Here is a 16,671-nt window from a genome sequence, read left to right on the forward strand (position 1 = left end):
TATTGCTTATTCAATTACCAAGCCTGGCGCTAGGGTTTGCGGTAAGCTCACTTTGTCTGACTCAACAGATGCTACAGGGTATGCACAATAATCAGCGGCGTAATAGGCACTTGCTCTGTGATTACCACTGGCGCCAATACCGCCAAATGGAGCTGCACTTGAGGCACCCGTAATAGGGCGGTTCCAGTTAACAATACCTGCACGGATGCGCTTTAAAAAGTGAGTGTAATCATCTTCACTGTCGCTAAGTAAACCTGCAGATAAACCAAAGCTTGTGTTATTGGCTTCAATGATTGCGCTGTCAAAGTCGTTGTAACGATACACTTTAATAAGCGGTCCAAAATGTTCTTCATCTGGCATGTCGGTAATGTTTGTTACATCAATAATACCCGGGCTTACAAAACCGGTGCCTGATTTTAATTGCTTAAGTTCAACAAGGATTTGCGCGCCTTTTGACACTAATTCACTTTGCGCAGCGACCATGCCTAATGCTGCTTTTTCGCTTATCATTGCACCCATAAAAGGCTGCTCTGTAGCAAAACTGTCGTCTACAACTATGTTTTTAGTCGCGCTTATTAGCTTTTCTAAAATAGCATCACCATTGAGCGATTTTTCAATAAATAAGCGGCGTGCACACGTACAGCGCTGGCCTGAGGTAATAAAGCCTGATTGAATAATATCGTGCACAGCAGCGCTTACATCACTCACGTCTTTTACAATAAGAGGATTATTACCGCCCATTTCAAGTGCTAAAATTTTGCCAGGGTGTCCTGCAAACTGCTTATGTAGTAAGTGACCTGTGTTTGAGCTACCAGTAAAAAACAATCCATCTATGTCTTGATGAGAGGCAAGTGCTTTACCTGTTTCAATTTCACCTTGCACAAGGTTAATAACACCTGCTGGTAAGCCCGCTTTTAGCCAAAGTGAGAGGGTGAATTCTGCAACGTGCGGCGTCAGTTCTGATGGCTTAAATATCACGGTGTTGCCTGCTAAAATTGCAGGAACAATATGCCCGTTTGGTAAATGCCCCGGAAAGTTATACGGACCAAAAATAGCCACAACGCCATGCGGTTTGTGTCTAATAAACGCTTTAGCACCTGGCATTGGGTTTTCGGTTGTACCGGTACGTTCATGGTATGCTTTTACAGATATAGCTACTTTGCCTGTCATTGCGCCCACTTCGGTGCGGGTTTCCCATAATGGCTTACCTGTTTCGCGTGCAATTATGGTCGCAAATTCTTCACTGTGTTCTTTTAATTGAGCTGCGAAGTTTTCTAAAATGGCTATACGCTCTTCAAGCGGCTTATCTGCCCATTGTACCTGTGCTGCTCTGGCTGCTTTTATAGCTGAATCTACTTGATCAGCGTTTGCGCCATTACCTTGCCATACCACATCGCCATTACTTGGATTGATTGACTCAAATGCTGGACCAAGGCCCACATGCCACTGGTTATTAATTAGGTGTGTATTCATAAATAATTTACAGGCGGAAAAATCGCGCTGCATCTCCTTGACTTAAATTAAGTGCTTTAGCCACATCTTGGCTAATGACGAGAGTATGTTTTGCATGATTGTAATGTGCGTCTTTGGTAAATGTTGCTCTAAAGCCACTTACGCCTTGATTACATACAGCCAGCGTATCAGAGCTATTTTGTGATATGTGATCAAGCTCACCAATAGTAATAGGGCAAACTTGAGAGTCGCGAATGCTGCGAATATTACCAAGCTTTGCTTCAACCGTTGGGCCTGCGTCAAATAAGTCAACGTAGCCTCTGTGCTCAAAACCTTCTTTTTCTAATAATTTTAGCGCAGGTTTCGTTTTTTCATGCACATGCCCAATAACTGCTTGGGCTTTCTTGCTAAGCAAGTTCACATAAATAGGGTATTTAGGCATTAACTCGCTAATAAATACCTTATCGCCTAAGCCAACTAAGTGATCCGCTTCTGGAAATTCAATACTAAAAAAGTGCTCTTGCAGCCATTGCCAAAAAGGAGAATGGCCGTCTTCGTCGCTAACACCGCGCATTTCTGCGATAACAGTATCGGCAAAACGCTCGCTATGCTGAGCCATAAATAAAAAGCGTGAACGCGATAAAAATCGACCCGTTAAACCTTTACGGCTATTTTCGCGCAAAAATAATGTGCATATTTCAGAGCAACCTGTGTAGTCGTTACACATGCTCAAAATATCAACGGTGTTATATACATTTAAAGTAGGCGAGTGGTGTACTGTTTTACCTAAATGATAATGATATAAAGGCACCGATAAACCTACCGCAGCTTCTATAGCGGTTGTGCCAATAACGTCACCTGTTTCACTGTCCTCTAAAACAAATAAATAGCTTTCATCAAGTGGCTGGTTAATGTTTTTGGCAAAGCTTTTTTCAGCACGTTCAATTTTTTCTTTAAGCTGTGCATCGTCCACAGGTAAAGAGGTGAACCCATGACCGGACTCAATCGCTATTTGTTTAAGCGCGTCAAAATCATTGGCAGTAATAGGACGTAATACTTGCATTTATTGCTTGCTCCAATAGCACGCCAGTAGGCGTGCTAATTTAAACTATATTAACCGTTTACTACATCGCTAACGGCTTTTTCAAAGCGCGCTAAGCCTTCTTTAATATCTTCAAACGGGATAACTAAAGACGGTGTAAAGCGAATTACATTCATGCCAGCTACAAGGTTCATTAAACCATTATTAGCACTGGCTACTAAAAAGTCGCGTGCACGTCCTTCAAATTTGTCATTTAGTACTGCGCCAATTAATAAGCCTTTACCACGTACTTCGCTAAATACGTTGTATTTTTCGTTGATTGCGTTTAATCCGTCACGGAATAATTGCTCCCGCTCTTTAACACCGTTTAGTACGTCAGGTGTATTTACTGTATCAAATGCCGCTTCGGCTACCGCACAAGCAAGTGCGTTTCCGCCATAAGTAGAACCGTGAGTACCAATTTTTAAATGCTCAGCAATTGGTGTACGAGTGATCATAGCGCCAATTGGAAAACCACCACCCAATGCTTTTGCCGTTGTTAAAATGTCAGGAACAACGCCTAAACCTTCATAAGCGTATAAATCGCCTGTGCGACCAACACCCGTTTGTACTTCATCAAAAATAAGTAACGCGTTATGTTTAGTACAAAGTTCACGTACTTTTTTAGCAAATTCATCTGTTGGTGAAATAATACCGCCTTCACCTTGTAATGGTTCCATCATAACAGCACATGTTTTATCGCTGATCAGCGCTTCAAATGCTGCTATATCGTTAAAATCACAATGTACTATGTCAGCAGGTTTAGGACCAAAGCCGTCAGAATATGCAGCTTGCCCGCCCACAGTTACTGTAAAGAATGTGCGACCATGAAAACCTTTATTAAATGCAATTATTTGCGTTTTTTCAGCGCCATATACGTCCAATGCATAACGACGCGCTAACTTAAGCGCTGCTTCATTGGCTTCTGCGCCTGAGTTTGCAAAGTAAACTTTATCAGCAAATGTTGCTTCAACCATTTTTTGAGCTAAACGAAGTGCTGGCTCATTAGTCATAACATTTGATAAATGCCAAATTTTTTCACCTTGCTCTTTTAATGCTTTAACTAATGCAGGATGACAGTGACCCAAACAGTTAACGGCAATACCACCAGCAAAATCGATAAACTCGTTATCATTTTGATCCCAAACGCGTGAACCTTCACCACGAACTGGAATGATTGCTGATGGATTATAGTTTGGTACCATTACGTCGTTAAATAAGTCTCTTGTTACTTGCATTTTTACACCTAAATTTAATGGGCTTAGATAAAAGATTAGTTGCTAACTCAAAGAAGAATATAGCCTTTATTCTTCAGCAAACACGTTATTATTTCTTGTAGAGGTCATTATCGAAGGTTAGCTATTAAAATTGCAGTGCTATTTTGTGAAAAATGATTAAAATAAAAGACAAAATAACGAAGAAAATAACCATTATGATAACTCCACAAGATGAAAAGCTACTTTCTGTACTAAAAACAAATGCTAGAGCGAGTATTTCTGACCTTGCTCGTATGCTTGACTTATCTCGTTCAACGGTACAAAGCCGTATGCTCAAACTAGAAGAAACGGGTGTAATTAAAGGCTATAGCGTTGATTATGGTGACGACTACCTCAGTAAAATGGTATCAGCTCATGTGTCTATAAAAGTAAGACAAAAATTAACAACTAAAACAAATATCGAGCTTAAGCAAATTGATGCAATTTCGCAGCTCTATGCCATAAGTGGTGAGTTTGATTTAATTGCTGTAGTACAGGCTCAAAATTTAGAGCAGCTTAGCCATTTACTAGACGATATAGGAAATCTGGATGGAGTAGAGCGCACAACATCTTCTGTTATTTTAGAAACTAAATTTAAGCGCTAGAGTCAGTGAGTTTTTGTTTTAGTCGTTAAGTGAACACTCGGTATACTTTAGGTAAGTAATAGAAAGGCTAGGGTTTGTTGATCTTTCAAGGTTGAATTTCAGTAGCCTGTTTAGTATTCAGGCAAGGCAGAGCCTATGCAGTGTGGTTACTCCCCATAAATGGGCGATAACGTAGCATTAATGCCAAACAGGCGCTGCTCAAAGGGTCCTTCCTAGGCGCTATTTACTCTTTGCTCGGTTTTTACTTATTCTTACATGGATGTAAGCCATTAGAACAACGCAGGAGCAGTTATTGAGCCCACTAGGTTACAAATCTCGCGCCGCGATTAAATAGCGCCTAGTTTGAACGAATTTTAATCCTCAAAGATCAACAGACCCTAGATATAAATGCATTAATTTAAATATTTAAGTGTACTTTTTATAAGCTAATAGCAGTAGAACATAGATTTAAAAATTGAAGCCATTGATAAGATACAAAATTTTGTAAGGAGAATTTATGCTTTTTTAATATGGATGACTATACTCATTTTAATTTGTACAATATTTAGTAATGGATTATGCCTGCATATTTTTTTACCCTCTTATTGGGTTTAACTGAGCCTCTTCAGTTTGGAACAAACTTACCCACCACTGCACCTGATAATGCAGTCAACCAAGTTGAGTGTATTTTATTTGAAATGGGAGCCCCTTTTCAGCTACAAACCTTGCCATGGTTACGTGCACGTCGAGAAGTAAAGTTAGACCGCTTAGATGGTTATTTCACAACTCATTTAATGCCTGAAATGAAGGCCTATGGGCGCATATCATCCCCCATCTTTTTAGAAAGCTGGTACTGGTTTACTCATCCAGAGAGCATTAATAAACCAAAAAATAAAATGCGTTATGGTGCAGTAAGAGGGAGTTATCAGGCTAATTGGTTTAAAACTCAGAATATTATTGCTGAGGTAGAAGTAAATTCATTAGAAGAAATAGTAAATGTTATGCACCATAAGCGGATTGATAGAATTCTACTTGATTTAGACGATTTTGAATTAGCAGCCTCTAAGCTAGGCATTAATGAAGATGAGTATCAAAGAGAATTTTTTAGGTATGTGCCTTTGGGATTATTTGCTTCGCATTCACTTATTAAACGCTTCCCTAAATTTATGCAGCAGTTTGATGAAAATATAAATACTTGCGCGCAGGCTCCATTTTCACTATCAAAAAGTGAAGAAAAGCAAATACTTGATAGGTTGTCCAGTAGTGCTAAAACCTTACTAAACTTACCTAGTTTAGTAGAACAAGTTCAAATAAGTAATGAGTCTCCCTTAAGTGAATCTGAAATTAAAAAACTAGACCGGCTATGGATAAAAGAAAGTAAACAAGTTGAGCACCCTGATGGGTTAACTATGCTTAATTTACCGTTATCTAAAGTATTTAAAAAATGGCAATTACAATTTAAAGGTGTTGTTACTGAGCTGATATTGACTGATAACCAAGGAAAAAACATCGCTATTAGTAAGCTAACCAGTGACTACTGGCAAGGAGATGAAAATAAGTTTACTAAAATATTTAAACAGTCAAAAGATTTTAACTTTGATAGCGTCACATATGATGCATCAACACATCATTTTCAAGTTCAGCTAAGTTTTCCTGTTTTAGATGATAATAATAGTCATATTGGAGTGTTAATTTTAGGTGTTGATGTAGAAAAAGCACTTCATTCGTCAAACGCAAAGAGTAATTAACTCATTACCTTTCACATAAGTTAGCTAAGCTTTAATGCTTCAGCTTAGCTAACTATATGCTATGGAAGTGTTTTTTCTGAAATAGGTTTTTTTCTTATAACTTCTTTTTTGGCTTTATCAAGCTTTATAAAATAAGCATTACCGCCTATGCCTTTAAACTCTTCATCTGTAAATACAATCGTATTGTCATCAAAAAAGGTGACTGCTTCTTTTTGAGTAACAATCCCTAAGTCTATTTTTGATACATCACCAGAGAAAAACTTATCACCTTCAAAGTTTTCAAATAACCAAAGACTTGTTGAATCAAGTAAGACTAATTTTTTACGATCGGGGCTGAGCGCCGCAGAGGTTATCCAGCATAGTTTTTCAAGCGTGGTACACGTTTTAAAAGAGTCAATTAGCTCAGCATCAAAATTTGCTGCATGATCGCCCACTTTATACACTTTAGTAATACCATCGAAAGGTTCTGTGCGGTTTTTAGTAAATAAATATAAATGACGACCTAGTGCTACAAATGCTTCTAAATCAAAATTGCGGTCATTGGGTTTTATTGGACTGCCATCCATTTCAGGGTAGGTAAACTTAATTATTTCGGCTTGGGTTGTGTTTGTTTTTATATCTATAGGGTTTTCTATTTTATAAATAGTGAGCCATCTACGATCATTTTTGTTATTACCAAAATCCCCTAAAAAAAAGTGCCCAAATTTGTTTTGGGTCATGTCTTCCCAATCAATGTTTTTAGCGTTTTCAACCAAAATTTCTTTGGCGATAGAACCATCTTTGTTAAGGCGGTAAAGCTTGGGTTCGTTGCCTCCGTCGTTAATAGCCCATAGACGTTTTTGTTTATCAAATTCAATACCTGAGATTTCTTTTAATTTAGGATCAACTGAGATTTCTTTTTTACTATAAAGGGTATAGATTGAAGAACCAACAAGTGTGGCTATTATTAAAAAGATGATGGCTATAGTTATTAAAATGCTTTTTTTCAACATGAAAATTATGATATTTCAGAGTATTAAGATGCTGTGTATTATCGCTGATGAAAGTACAGAACAAAAGAATTTTATAAATTTAGGCAATACTTTTGGATTATTTAACTTTAAATTCGATTAAATAAATAATATGTGATGTACGCTTAGTTGGTTCAAATATTGCTCTGTACTACTGAGCTTTTTAAAAAAGATTGTTTATATACTAACCGCACTTTTTAAGTGCAGAAAAAATGAATTGTTGCACTGTAACAATGCGTAAATAAAGTTTTGGTTAACTTACAACGTGTTTAATGATTTTGAATGGAATCCACATCGCCTTTTTGTTTAGTTGTATGGCCTGTGGCAAAGATTAAGTACCCTTTTTGGTTTAGTTGGAGCCTGCTATGTTGAATAAACGTTTTTTTAAAACAAAAGATGAAGCTGAAGTAACCTTTGAATTTTCTCATCCAGAGGCAGAAGAAGTTTGCTTACTAGGCGAATTTAATGATTGGCAACCTGTGCCAATGAAGCTTAATAAAAAACAAGGTGTGTTTAAATTTAAGCAACGCTTACCTATCGATCAACAATTTCACTTTCGTTATTTAATAAATGGAGACATTTGGGATAACGACCACCAAGCTGATGGTTATATTGGCAATACATTTGGCACAGAAAACAGCATAGTAAATACTCAACGCATTAATTAAGGCGATTCAATGGATGCTCTTTCGCAGTTGTTTTACCTGCATGGTATTGGCTTTGAATTCACTAAGTATACAGGTGAACAGGTGTTCTTTAGCGAAGACACGCGTAAACGTGCTTTGCAATGTTGCGGTGTTGATACAAATAACGAAGCCGAAATAACTCAACTAACTTATGATTTAGATGCATCGCTTTGGCTGGATTTAGTACCCAGTGTGAGTTTGGTTGACCAAAAAAAATGCGCTTTAAAGCTTCGTATAGACGAACGTCAGCAGTATTTAGCCGCCAACATTAATGTCCCTTCTCTTGGGATTAATATAGCGGTTGAGAACCTTTATAATTTGGCAGTTACAGGTGAATATTACTTACATGGCGTTCGCTATATTGAGCTGGCACTACCCATAGATAATATGCCAATTGGCTATCATGACGCCAATGTTCAGGTAGGTGAGCAACACGCTATTACACAAATTTGGTGCGTGCCTGAGCAAGTCTATCAAGTTGAAGACACAAAGCGCACAGGGTTATCTATTCAGCTTTACACATTAAAAAATAAAGCGCATTTAGGTATTGGCGACTTTGACGATTTACTAACGCTTACAAAATTATGCAGCTCGCAAAATATGGATTACATATTACTTAACCCACTGCATTTGTTATTTGCTGATATGCCAGAGCGTGCAAGCCCTTATAGCCCTAGTAGTCGGGCTTTATTAAACCCTCTTTATATTTCTATAGTATTAAGCGAAGACGCACAAAATAACGCAGTTCTACATGACCTCATGCAACGAGACGATGTAATTACACTTATAAAAAGTAATGATCAATTTATAGATTATGAAAATGTAAGCCGTATAAAGTATGCGTTATTTGAAGCGCTTTATAATCAGTTTGAATTAACGGCAAGTGATGAGCGTCGCCAAGCGTTTACTGATTTTTGTAATACTCATTCAACTACGTTAAATACCCTCGAATCAGACAACTTAACATTTGATTATTACCTGCAGTGGCAAGCGCATATGCAATTGGCACTGTGTCAAAAAAGTTGTGCAGAGCGAGGTATGGCTATTGGCTTAATAAACGACTTAGCTGTTGGTTGTGCTGGCGATGGGGCCGAGTTTAAAAATCAGCAGTCGTTGTTTAGCCAAGGTGCAAGTGTAGGCGCTCCACCTGATCCATGGGCCGAAGCTGGCCAAAACTGGGGGCTTCCAGCACTAAATCCTCAAAGTCTTAGTAATAATCACTACCAATTCTATCGCTCGCTCATTCGCGCAAACATGCAAAATGTAGGTGGACTTAGAATTGACCACGTAATGGCTATTAGGCGCCTATGGTGGTGCTTTGAAAGCAATAGTGAACAAGATGGCTGTTATGTTTACTACCCGTTTGAGCACTTACTCGCCATTTTAAAAATTGAATCACATATTAATCAGAGTATTGTTATTGGAGAAGATTTAGGCGTTGTGCCGCCAGAGGTAAGGCAGGCTTTGGCATCTAGCGGTATTTTTTCTAACAGCTTATTTTATTTTGAAAAACAACACAGTGGTGAGTTTTTATCGACTGATGAGCTAGCAACACAGTGTTTGTTAATGATAGCCAATCATGATGTACCGCCTTTTACAGGTTGGTGGCAGCATGCTGATTTAAATATTAAGCAACAATACAAGCTTATTACTTGCAATGAATACGAGCAATTAAAGCAACAACGAATAGAAGAGCAACATAGGATACTACGATTTATTAATCGCCATACCAATACAACCGAGCTTCTATTACATAGTAATTCAGTCGAAGTATATAACGCACTAGCATTATGTTTGGCGGGTTCTCAATCGCGTTTATTTGCAATACAAATAGATGATTTAGATGAGCAGAAGTATCCGGTTAATATCCCCGGGACAGACAAAGAATATCCTAATTGGCGACGTGTATTAACGCATACCAGTGAAGAAATTTTTACCAAAAATGCCTCACTTTTAGCTGCAATCGATTCAATAAGGAAAGGTTAAATGAGCAGTACAATTAATAAAAAATCTTCAGCGCAGGACAGCTCAGAGCTTGCTAATTCATTACAGGACAGCTCAGTACATGAAAATAGTTACGATGCACAAGTACATGCATTAAATACCGGACGATTTAAAGACCCATTTAGCTTTTTAGGGGCACATAAAACGGATGCTGAGGTTGAAATTCGTTTTTACTTACCTTGTGCAATAAGTGTGAGTGTTACATTAAATAATAAAAGTATTAAGGCGCAGCGCTACCAACAAAGTGACTTATTTATAGTCAAAGTTGATGCGCTGCCCACTGCGCCTTATCAATGCATTGCTCAGTACACAAATAGCAGCACTACCTTTTATGATGAATACAGCTTTGAAAGCACACTTGATGCAGAGGCAATGTATTTATTTAACGAAGGCAGCCTTGAACATGCTTACTCTCATTTTGGTGCACATTTTAGCACTCAACAAAATGTAGAGGGTGTGCGCTTTTGTGTATGGGCGCCTAATGCAGCAAGTGTCTCTATTATTGGTGAGTTTAATTTTTGGCAAGCTAATCGCCACTTTATGCGTTTCCATCCTGCAAGTGGTGTATGGGAGTTATTCGTACCAGGTCTTAAAGCCGACATGTGCTACAAATTTGCAATTACCGCCCAAAGTGGAGAAGTACTCGAAAAAGCTGACCCCTATGCATTTAAAATGCAACAAGCACCAGGTACTGCAAGTGTACTGCAGTATAAACCAGAACCTATAACGCTCGGCGCTCAGGCACTTCAAAACCGACAAAAGCGTAATCATATTGATGCGCCAATTAGTATTTATGAAGTGCATTTAGGCTCATGGCAACGCGCTGAAAACAACCGCTATTTAAGTTACACAGAGCTTGCTGACAAACTCGTTAGCTACGCCCTTGAAATGAATTTTACCCACCTTCAACTTATGCCAATAAGTGAATACCCGTTTGATGGTTCGTGGGGGTATCAGCCTGTTGGTTTATTTGCACCTACCAGTCGTTTTGGCGATTACAACAGCTTTAAATACTTTGTAGAGCAATGCCACAAAGCTAATTTAGGTATTTTACTTGATTGGGTGCCTGGGCATTTCCCCAGCGATCCGCATGGCTTACATCGATTCGATGGCACTCATTTATATGAGCATGCCGATAAGCGCCAAGGTTTTCATCCTGATTGGAATACCTACATTTATAACTACGACCGCCCTGAAGTTAAAAGCTTTTTGATTTCAAATGCTATGTATTGGTTACATCAATTTGGTTTAGATGGTCTGCGTGTAGATGCCGTAGCCTCTATGTTGTATTTAGATTACAGCCGAAAAGAAGGCGAGTGGATTGCTAATTGTTATGGCGGGCGCGAAAACTTAGGTGCAATTGAGTGCCTAAAGCAAGTCAATATGCGCAGCTATAAAAACAACCCAGGCATTATGATGGTGGCTGAGGAGTCAACAGCGTGGCCGGGTGTCACCCAAAGTGTTGAGCACAACGGCTTAGGCTTTGGCTATAAGTGGAATATGGGTTGGATGAACGATAGTTTGCATTACATGCAGCACGACCCTTTATACCGTCAGCATCATCATCACGAAATGACTTTTTCGATAGTATACGCTTTTAGTGAAAACTATATATTGCCATTAAGCCACGATGAAGTAGTCCACGGTAAAGGATCGTTAATTGAAAAAATGCCAGGCGATGATTGGCAGAAATTTGCTAATTTACGCGCTTACTACGCATTTATGTGGGCACATCCGGGTAAAAAACTCTTGTTTATGGGCGGTGAAATTGCACAGCGAAAAGAGTGGGGACACGATCATTCTATCGATTGGCATTTACTTGAGCACCAAAGCCATAACGGTATAAAGCACACCGTAAAAGCGCTCAATACCGTTTATAAAAACCAACCCGCATTGTATGAGTTAGATTCGAGCGCGGCTGGTTTTACCTGGATAGATAACAATAATAATCAGCAGAGCATTTTAAGCTTTGTTCGCTATGCTAAAAACGCAAAAGACTTTGTGGTTGTTATTGCTAATTTTACCCCCGCGTCATATGAAAACTACGTTATTGGCGTACCGAGTAAAGGGCGTTATAAAGTTGTTTTAAATACAGACGATACTCAGTTTTTTGGCTCTGGCGTTGAGGTAACTAAAGATTCATCGCAGATAGTTCAGGCAATAAATGAATCAAATCATGGCTTTAAACACAGTATTTCAATTGCCATTGGTGGCTTAACAACTATTTACTTACAAAAGGTTGATGATGAGTAACCAATTTGATGTAGCCCCCGGTAATGTAGAACCGCTAGGTTCTAGTGTTATTAATAATGGGGTTAACTTCGCGCTTTATGCGCCAGGTGCAAGCCAAGCCTATGTGTGTTTGTTTGATAAAAGTGGCCATTCAGAAATCCTAAAAATGGCGATGAATATCAACGAAGGGGGGGTTTGGAGTATTCATATTTCGCCATTAAGCGCAGGCGCACTTTATGGCTTTAGAGTTGAGGGTGAATATAATCCTAAAAATGGTCAACTATTTAACGAAAATAAGCTACTTATAGACCCGTACGCAAAAGACTTGTTTGGTGAGTTTACTTGGAGCGAACGCCATTACGGGCAAATGCCAATTGGCACTAAAAGCACCGTAAATAATGCCATTGATATACCTAAATCAAAAGTAGCGGCTCCTACTTTGTATGCGGATAAAAAGCCAAACCACCGTTGGTCAAACACGGTTATTTACGAGTGTCATGTTAAGGGCACAACGTGTCGTCATCCTAAAATCCCTAAATCTCTTCAAGGAAAGTTTTTAGGGATAAGCCACCCAAGCTTTATTGAGCACTTACAAAGCTTTGGCGTTACAGCAGTTGAGCTTTTACCTGTTCATTCATTTATTAGTGAGCAATTTTTAACAGGAAAAGGGCTGCAAAACTACTGGGGTTATAACACGCTTAACTTTTTTACCCCTCATAAAGACTATTTGGTAAACGACGATATAAACGAGTTTAAGCAAATGGTGCAAGAGCTTCATGCAGCCGACATAGAAGTTATTTTAGATGTTGTTTATAACCATACAGCAGAGGCGGGGGCAGATGGCCCTATATTATCGCTAAGAGGCTTTGATAACTTAGCGTATTACCGCACAGTAGAGGGGCAGCCTGATGTATATATAAACGATACCGGCTGTGGCAATACCATAAATATTGACCACCCTAAAACACTGCAACTTGTACTTGATAGCCTTCGTTATTGGGTTGAGGTAATGGGGGTTGATGGTTTTAGGTTTGATTTAGCGACCATTTTAGGTCGCTCAAAAACAGGCTTTAGCTCCGCACATACTTTTTTACAAGTGGTAGCTCAAGACCCTGTGCTAAACAAGGTTAAGCTAATAAGCGAGCCGTGGGATATCGGCCCTGGTGGCTATCAGTTGGGTGCATTTCCGCCGCCGTGGCGAGAATGGAACGATCAATACCGCGATGTAATTAGGCGTTTTTGGCAAAGTGAAAAAGGCATTATAGCAAGCGTTGCAAAACGTTTGCATGGATCGTTTGATATTTTTGAGCACAGCCAACGTGGACCACTTAATAGCATTAACTTTATAACGAGTCATGATGGTTTCACGCTTGCCGATTTAGTGAGTTATGAAGAAAAGCATAACGAAGCTAATGGTGAGCAAAACAGAGATGGGCACAGTGCAAATCATTCGTTTAACTGTGGAGTAGAAGGCTTTACCAGTGACTCAAAAATAAACGCACTGCGTTTGCAACAACAAAAGAACTTTTTACTTACTTTAATACTCTCAAAAGGTGTTCCCATGATTGCCGCTGGCAGCGAAATGGCGCACTCTCAAGGGGGTAATAACAATGCTTATTGCCAAAATAATCGCACTAGCTGGCTTGCCTGGAAAGATTCTCAACTTAATCATTCGCTAACACGATTTATTGATGATGCTTTAAAAATTAGACGCGGGCACAGTGCGTTCAAACACAGTGTATTTTTAGATGATATAGACGAGCGTTTTACCGTTAAGTGGTTTACTGAACAAGGTAAAACCATGACCGACGCTCATTGGCATGAAGATACCAGACAGTTTTTAATGTATAGCTTACTTGATAAGCAAAACAATCATGCATTACTGATGGTATTTAATGCCAGTAAAAAAACAGTTTTTTGCCAAATGCCGCCTTCGCCTATTAATGCGCCGTGGCAAATGGTTTTATCAAGTGTAAATAATGCATCTGTGAGTAGTAATGAAGATGTGATGGTTGAAATTTCAGCACAAAGTAGTTGGGTTTTTAGTGCTAATTTAGAGGATGTAAGTCATGGCTAAACAAAGTGAACAAGTGTGTGTAGTAAAGGGCTGGCAAGAAGGTCCTGTTATAGATGAAAGTACGCTTAAAGATGACTTAACACGGCATTTTTATTATACCCTAGGTCGCGATAAGGTCGGCGAATCAAGACTGTATTTATACCATGCTTTAGCGCTGACTATTCGCGACAGACTTGTTGCCCGCTGCAGAGAAACGAATCAACAAATTAAGCAAGAGAAACGCCGCAAAACGGCTTACCTTTCTCTTGAATTTTTAATGGGACGTGCGCTAGGTAATGCAATACTAAACCTAGATTTAGACGACCAAGTTGCTGCTGCATTACAAGAATACTGCACAACAGTAGAAACGCTTGAAGATGCCGAGCACGACGCAGGTTTAGGTAACGGTGGTTTAGGCCGCCTAGCTGCTTGTTTTTTAGATAGTTGTGCAAGTCTAGCGTTACCTGTCATTGGTTATGGCCTTCGTTACGAATACGGCATGTTTAACCAATCCATTAAAGATGGTAACCAAATTGAGCAACCAGATAACTGGCTGCGCGAAGGGCACCCATGGGAGCTAAGCGCGCCAGAGCATGCAAAACGTGTGAAATTTGGCGGCTACGTGCAAAGTTACACGGATAAATTTGGCCGAGAGCATCGTCAATGGATGAGTTCACAAGATGTATTAGCTGTCCCTTACGATGTCCCTGTCCCAGGATATAAAAACAATATTGTAAATACGCTACGCTTATGGAAATCAGAAGCGACAGATGAATTTAATTTGACCGAATTTAATGCAGGCAGTTACTCAGAAGCCGTCGCACAAAAAAACCTAGCTGAACAAATTACCATGGTGCTGTATCCAAACGACAGCAGCGAAAATGGTAAAGAGCTTAGATTGCGCCAACAATACTTTTTATCATCTGCGAGTATTCAAGACGTAGTTGATCAGTGGGTTTCCCAACATGGCGAGAACTTTAGCGACTTTGCTGATTTTCATGTTTTTCAGTTAAACGATACACACCCAAGTATTGCTGTTGCAGAGCTGATGCGTATTTTAATTGATGATTACGAACTTGATTGGAACGATGCTTGGCAAATCACTACTAAAACAATGGCCTACACAAACCATACGCTACTTCCTGAAGCGCTTGAAAAGTGGTCTGTTTCGTTGTTTTCAAAATTATTACCACGCATTTTAGAAATAGTTTACGAGATAAACGCACGCTTTTTAGCACAAGTTGCACAGCAATGGCCGGGTGATGTTAATAAACAGCGTGCATTGTCGTTGATTGAAGAGGGCGATGAGCCGCAAATTCGTATGGCTTACTTAGCCATTGTAGGGAGTTACTCTGTAAATGGCGTAGCAGCACTGCATACCGAACTGTTAAAAGCGGGCTTATTTAAAGAGTTTTACGCGCTTTGGCCAGATAAGTTTAATAACAAAACAAATGGTGTTACCCCAAGACGTTGGCTTGCACATTGTAATCCCGTTTTAAGTAAATTAATCAGCGAAAAAATTGGTCATGACTGGGTTAAAAACTTTTCAACAATTAGCGACCTACGTCGCTTTTACGATGACAAAGCATTTCATGGGCAATGGCAAAATGCTAAACGCGAAAACAAACAGCGTTTAGTTGATTTAGTTAAGGCGCGCTGCGATGTTGATTTTGACGTATCGATGATGTTTGACGTACAAGTAAAACGTATTCACGAATACAAACGTCAGCTATTAAACATACTTCATGTGATTCATTTATATGACCGTATTCGCCGTGGTGATACCCAAGGGCTTGTTCCTCGCTGTGTTTTATTAGGTGGTAAAGCAGCACCGGGTTATTACATGGCTAAAAAAATTATTAAGCTTATTAATAACGTGGCAGAGGTTATAAATAAAGACCCGTTAGCAGCCCCGTATTTACGCGTCGCCTTTTTACCTAATTACAACGTAACCGCTATGGAAGTGATTTGTCCTGCAACCGATTTGTCAGAGCAAGTATCTACCGCAGGCAAAGAAGCGTCTGGTACTGGCAACATGAAGTTTATGATGAATGGTGCATTGACGATCGGCACGCTGGATGGTGCAAACATTGAAATTAGAGACGCCGTTGGTGCAGACAACTTCTTTTTGTTTGGGGCACAAGCTCATCAAATTGATGATATTAAGTCACGTTACAATCCTGAGCATTTAATCGCGCAAAATAGCGATTTAAATAATGTAATGCAACTACTCGAAAGCGGCCATTTTAACTTGTTTGAACCATGCTTATTTGACGATATTACAAATGCAATTAAGAGCCCGCACGATCCATGGCTTGTTGCGCACGATTTTGAAAGTTATGTAGCAGCTCAAAAAGAAGTTGATAAAGCTTACGCAGATCAAACCTACTGGACACAAATGAGTATTTTAAATACGGCAGCCAGTGGAATGTTTTCAAGTGATAGAACCATAAGCCAATACAGTGAAGACATTTGGCATTTAGAACCCCTCAATATTAGTGAAACAGACTTAACGACAACTAAAAGCCATGCCACTAACAGCCTAGACTAAATGGAGAGAGT

Annotated in this window: 11 protein-coding genes; 7 read left to right on the forward strand and 4 right to left on the reverse strand. The window is 39.3% G+C overall.

The features are described 5' to 3' along the window. Positions 1 to 6: 6 nt before the first annotated feature. Genes astD through I6F54_RS00990 form a run of 3 tightly spaced genes read right to left on the reverse strand, consistent with a single transcriptional unit; the run spans position 7 to position 3,771 of the window. Positions 7 to 1,473 (reverse strand): succinylglutamate-semialdehyde dehydrogenase, encoded by a 1,467-nt coding sequence (gene astD, locus I6F54_RS00980; protein WP_197139371.1) that lies wholly within the window; start codon positions 1,471 to 1,473, stop codon positions 7 to 9. Between the two features lie 7 nt (positions 1,474 to 1,480). Further along, entirely contained in the window at positions 1,481 to 2,515 is a 1,035-nt protein-coding gene (gene astA / locus I6F54_RS00985) for an arginine N-succinyltransferase (RefSeq protein ID WP_007580762.1), read from the reverse strand. Between the two features lie 50 nt (positions 2,516 to 2,565). Then, positions 2,566 to 3,771: an aspartate aminotransferase family protein gene (locus I6F54_RS00990; protein WP_007580760.1), complete on the reverse strand. Its 1,206-nt coding sequence runs from the start codon at positions 3,769 to 3,771 to the stop codon at positions 2,566 to 2,568. 194 nt (positions 3,772 to 3,965) lie between these two features. On the opposite strand from I6F54_RS00990, the gene I6F54_RS00995 reads away from it, so the two are divergent. Together I6F54_RS00995 and I6F54_RS01000 are read left to right on the forward strand one after the other, a co-directional pair. Beyond that, positions 3,966 to 4,394 (forward strand): Lrp/AsnC family transcriptional regulator, encoded by a 429-nt coding sequence (locus tag I6F54_RS00995; RefSeq protein WP_002958609.1) that lies wholly within the window; start codon positions 3,966 to 3,968, stop codon positions 4,392 to 4,394. Between the two features lie 557 nt (positions 4,395 to 4,951). After that, positions 4,952 to 6,121: a cache domain-containing protein gene (locus I6F54_RS01000; RefSeq protein ID WP_007580758.1), complete on the forward strand. Its 1,170-nt coding sequence runs from the start codon at positions 4,952 to 4,954 to the stop codon at positions 6,119 to 6,121. Between the two features lie 59 nt (positions 6,122 to 6,180). On the opposite strand, the gene I6F54_RS01005 is transcribed toward I6F54_RS01000, so the two are convergent. Then, positions 6,181 to 7,113 (reverse strand): hypothetical protein, encoded by a 933-nt coding sequence (locus I6F54_RS01005; RefSeq protein ID WP_007580756.1) that lies wholly within the window; start codon positions 7,111 to 7,113, stop codon positions 6,181 to 6,183. A gap of 383 nt (positions 7,114 to 7,496) precedes the next feature. Between I6F54_RS01005 and I6F54_RS01010 the strand changes: the two genes are divergently transcribed. From I6F54_RS01010 to I6F54_RS01030, 5 genes are read left to right on the forward strand one after another with little or no spacing between them, the layout of a single operon-like run. After that, positions 7,497 to 7,799, forward strand: a complete 303-nt coding sequence (locus I6F54_RS01010; RefSeq protein WP_007580752.1) for an isoamylase early set domain-containing protein — start codon at positions 7,497 to 7,499, stop codon at positions 7,797 to 7,799. A gap of 9 nt (positions 7,800 to 7,808) precedes the next feature. Further along, positions 7,809 to 9,803, forward strand: a complete 1,995-nt coding sequence (gene malQ, locus I6F54_RS01015; protein WP_197139372.1) for a 4-alpha-glucanotransferase — start codon at positions 7,809 to 7,811, stop codon at positions 9,801 to 9,803. Continuing rightward, positions 9,804 to 12,074: a 1,4-alpha-glucan branching protein GlgB gene (glgB, locus tag I6F54_RS01020; protein ID WP_197139373.1), complete on the forward strand. Its 2,271-nt coding sequence runs from the start codon at positions 9,804 to 9,806 to the stop codon at positions 12,072 to 12,074. Then, on the forward strand, positions 12,067 to 14,130 hold the full coding sequence (glgX, locus tag I6F54_RS01025; RefSeq protein ID WP_197139374.1) for a glycogen debranching protein GlgX: 2,064 nt from the start codon (positions 12,067 to 12,069) through the stop codon (positions 14,128 to 14,130). The genes glgB and glgX overlap by 8 nt, the downstream gene beginning before the upstream one ends. Next, a complete protein-coding gene (locus I6F54_RS01030; RefSeq protein WP_121954772.1) occupies positions 14,123 to 16,660 on the forward strand; it encodes a glycogen/starch/alpha-glucan phosphorylase in 2,538 nt (845 codons plus the stop codon). The genes glgX and I6F54_RS01030 overlap by 8 nt, the downstream gene beginning before the upstream one ends. The last annotated feature ends 11 nt before the right edge of the window (positions 16,661 to 16,671 follow it).

Origin of the sequence: Pseudoalteromonas sp. SWXJZ10B, from assembly GCF_015864475.1 — a bacterium.
Lineage (GTDB): Bacteria > Pseudomonadota > Gammaproteobacteria > Enterobacterales > Alteromonadaceae > Pseudoalteromonas > Pseudoalteromonas arctica.

Coding starts and splice junctions, on each gene's coding strand:
- I6F54_RS01000 (WP_007580758.1), top strand. CDS start 4,952: ATGCCTGCATATTTTTTTACCCTCTTATTGGGTTTAACTGAGCCTCTT.
- I6F54_RS01010 (WP_007580752.1), top strand. CDS start 7,497: ATGTTGAATAAACGTTTTTTTAAAACAAAAGATGAAGCTGAAGTAACC.
- I6F54_RS01030 (WP_121954772.1), top strand. CDS start 14,123: ATGGCTAAACAAAGTGAACAAGTGTGTGTAGTAAAGGGCTGGCAAGAA.
- glgB (WP_197139373.1), top strand. CDS start 9,804: ATGAGCAGTACAATTAATAAAAAATCTTCAGCGCAGGACAGCTCAGAG.
- I6F54_RS01005 (WP_007580756.1), bottom strand. CDS start 7,113: ATGTTGAAAAAAAGCATTTTAATAACTATAGCCATCATCTTTTTAATA.
- glgX (WP_197139374.1), top strand. CDS start 12,067: ATGAGTAACCAATTTGATGTAGCCCCCGGTAATGTAGAACCGCTAGGT.
- astD (WP_197139371.1), bottom strand. CDS start 1,473: ATGAATACACACCTAATTAATAACCAGTGGCATGTGGGCCTTGGTCCA.
- I6F54_RS00990 (WP_007580760.1), bottom strand. CDS start 3,771: ATGCAAGTAACAAGAGACTTATTTAACGACGTAATGGTACCAAACTAT.
- malQ (WP_197139372.1), top strand. CDS start 7,809: ATGGATGCTCTTTCGCAGTTGTTTTACCTGCATGGTATTGGCTTTGAA.
- I6F54_RS00995 (WP_002958609.1), top strand. CDS start 3,966: ATGATAACTCCACAAGATGAAAAGCTACTTTCTGTACTAAAAACAAAT.
- astA (WP_007580762.1), bottom strand. CDS start 2,515: ATGCAAGTATTACGTCCTATTACTGCCAATGATTTTGACGCGCTTAAA.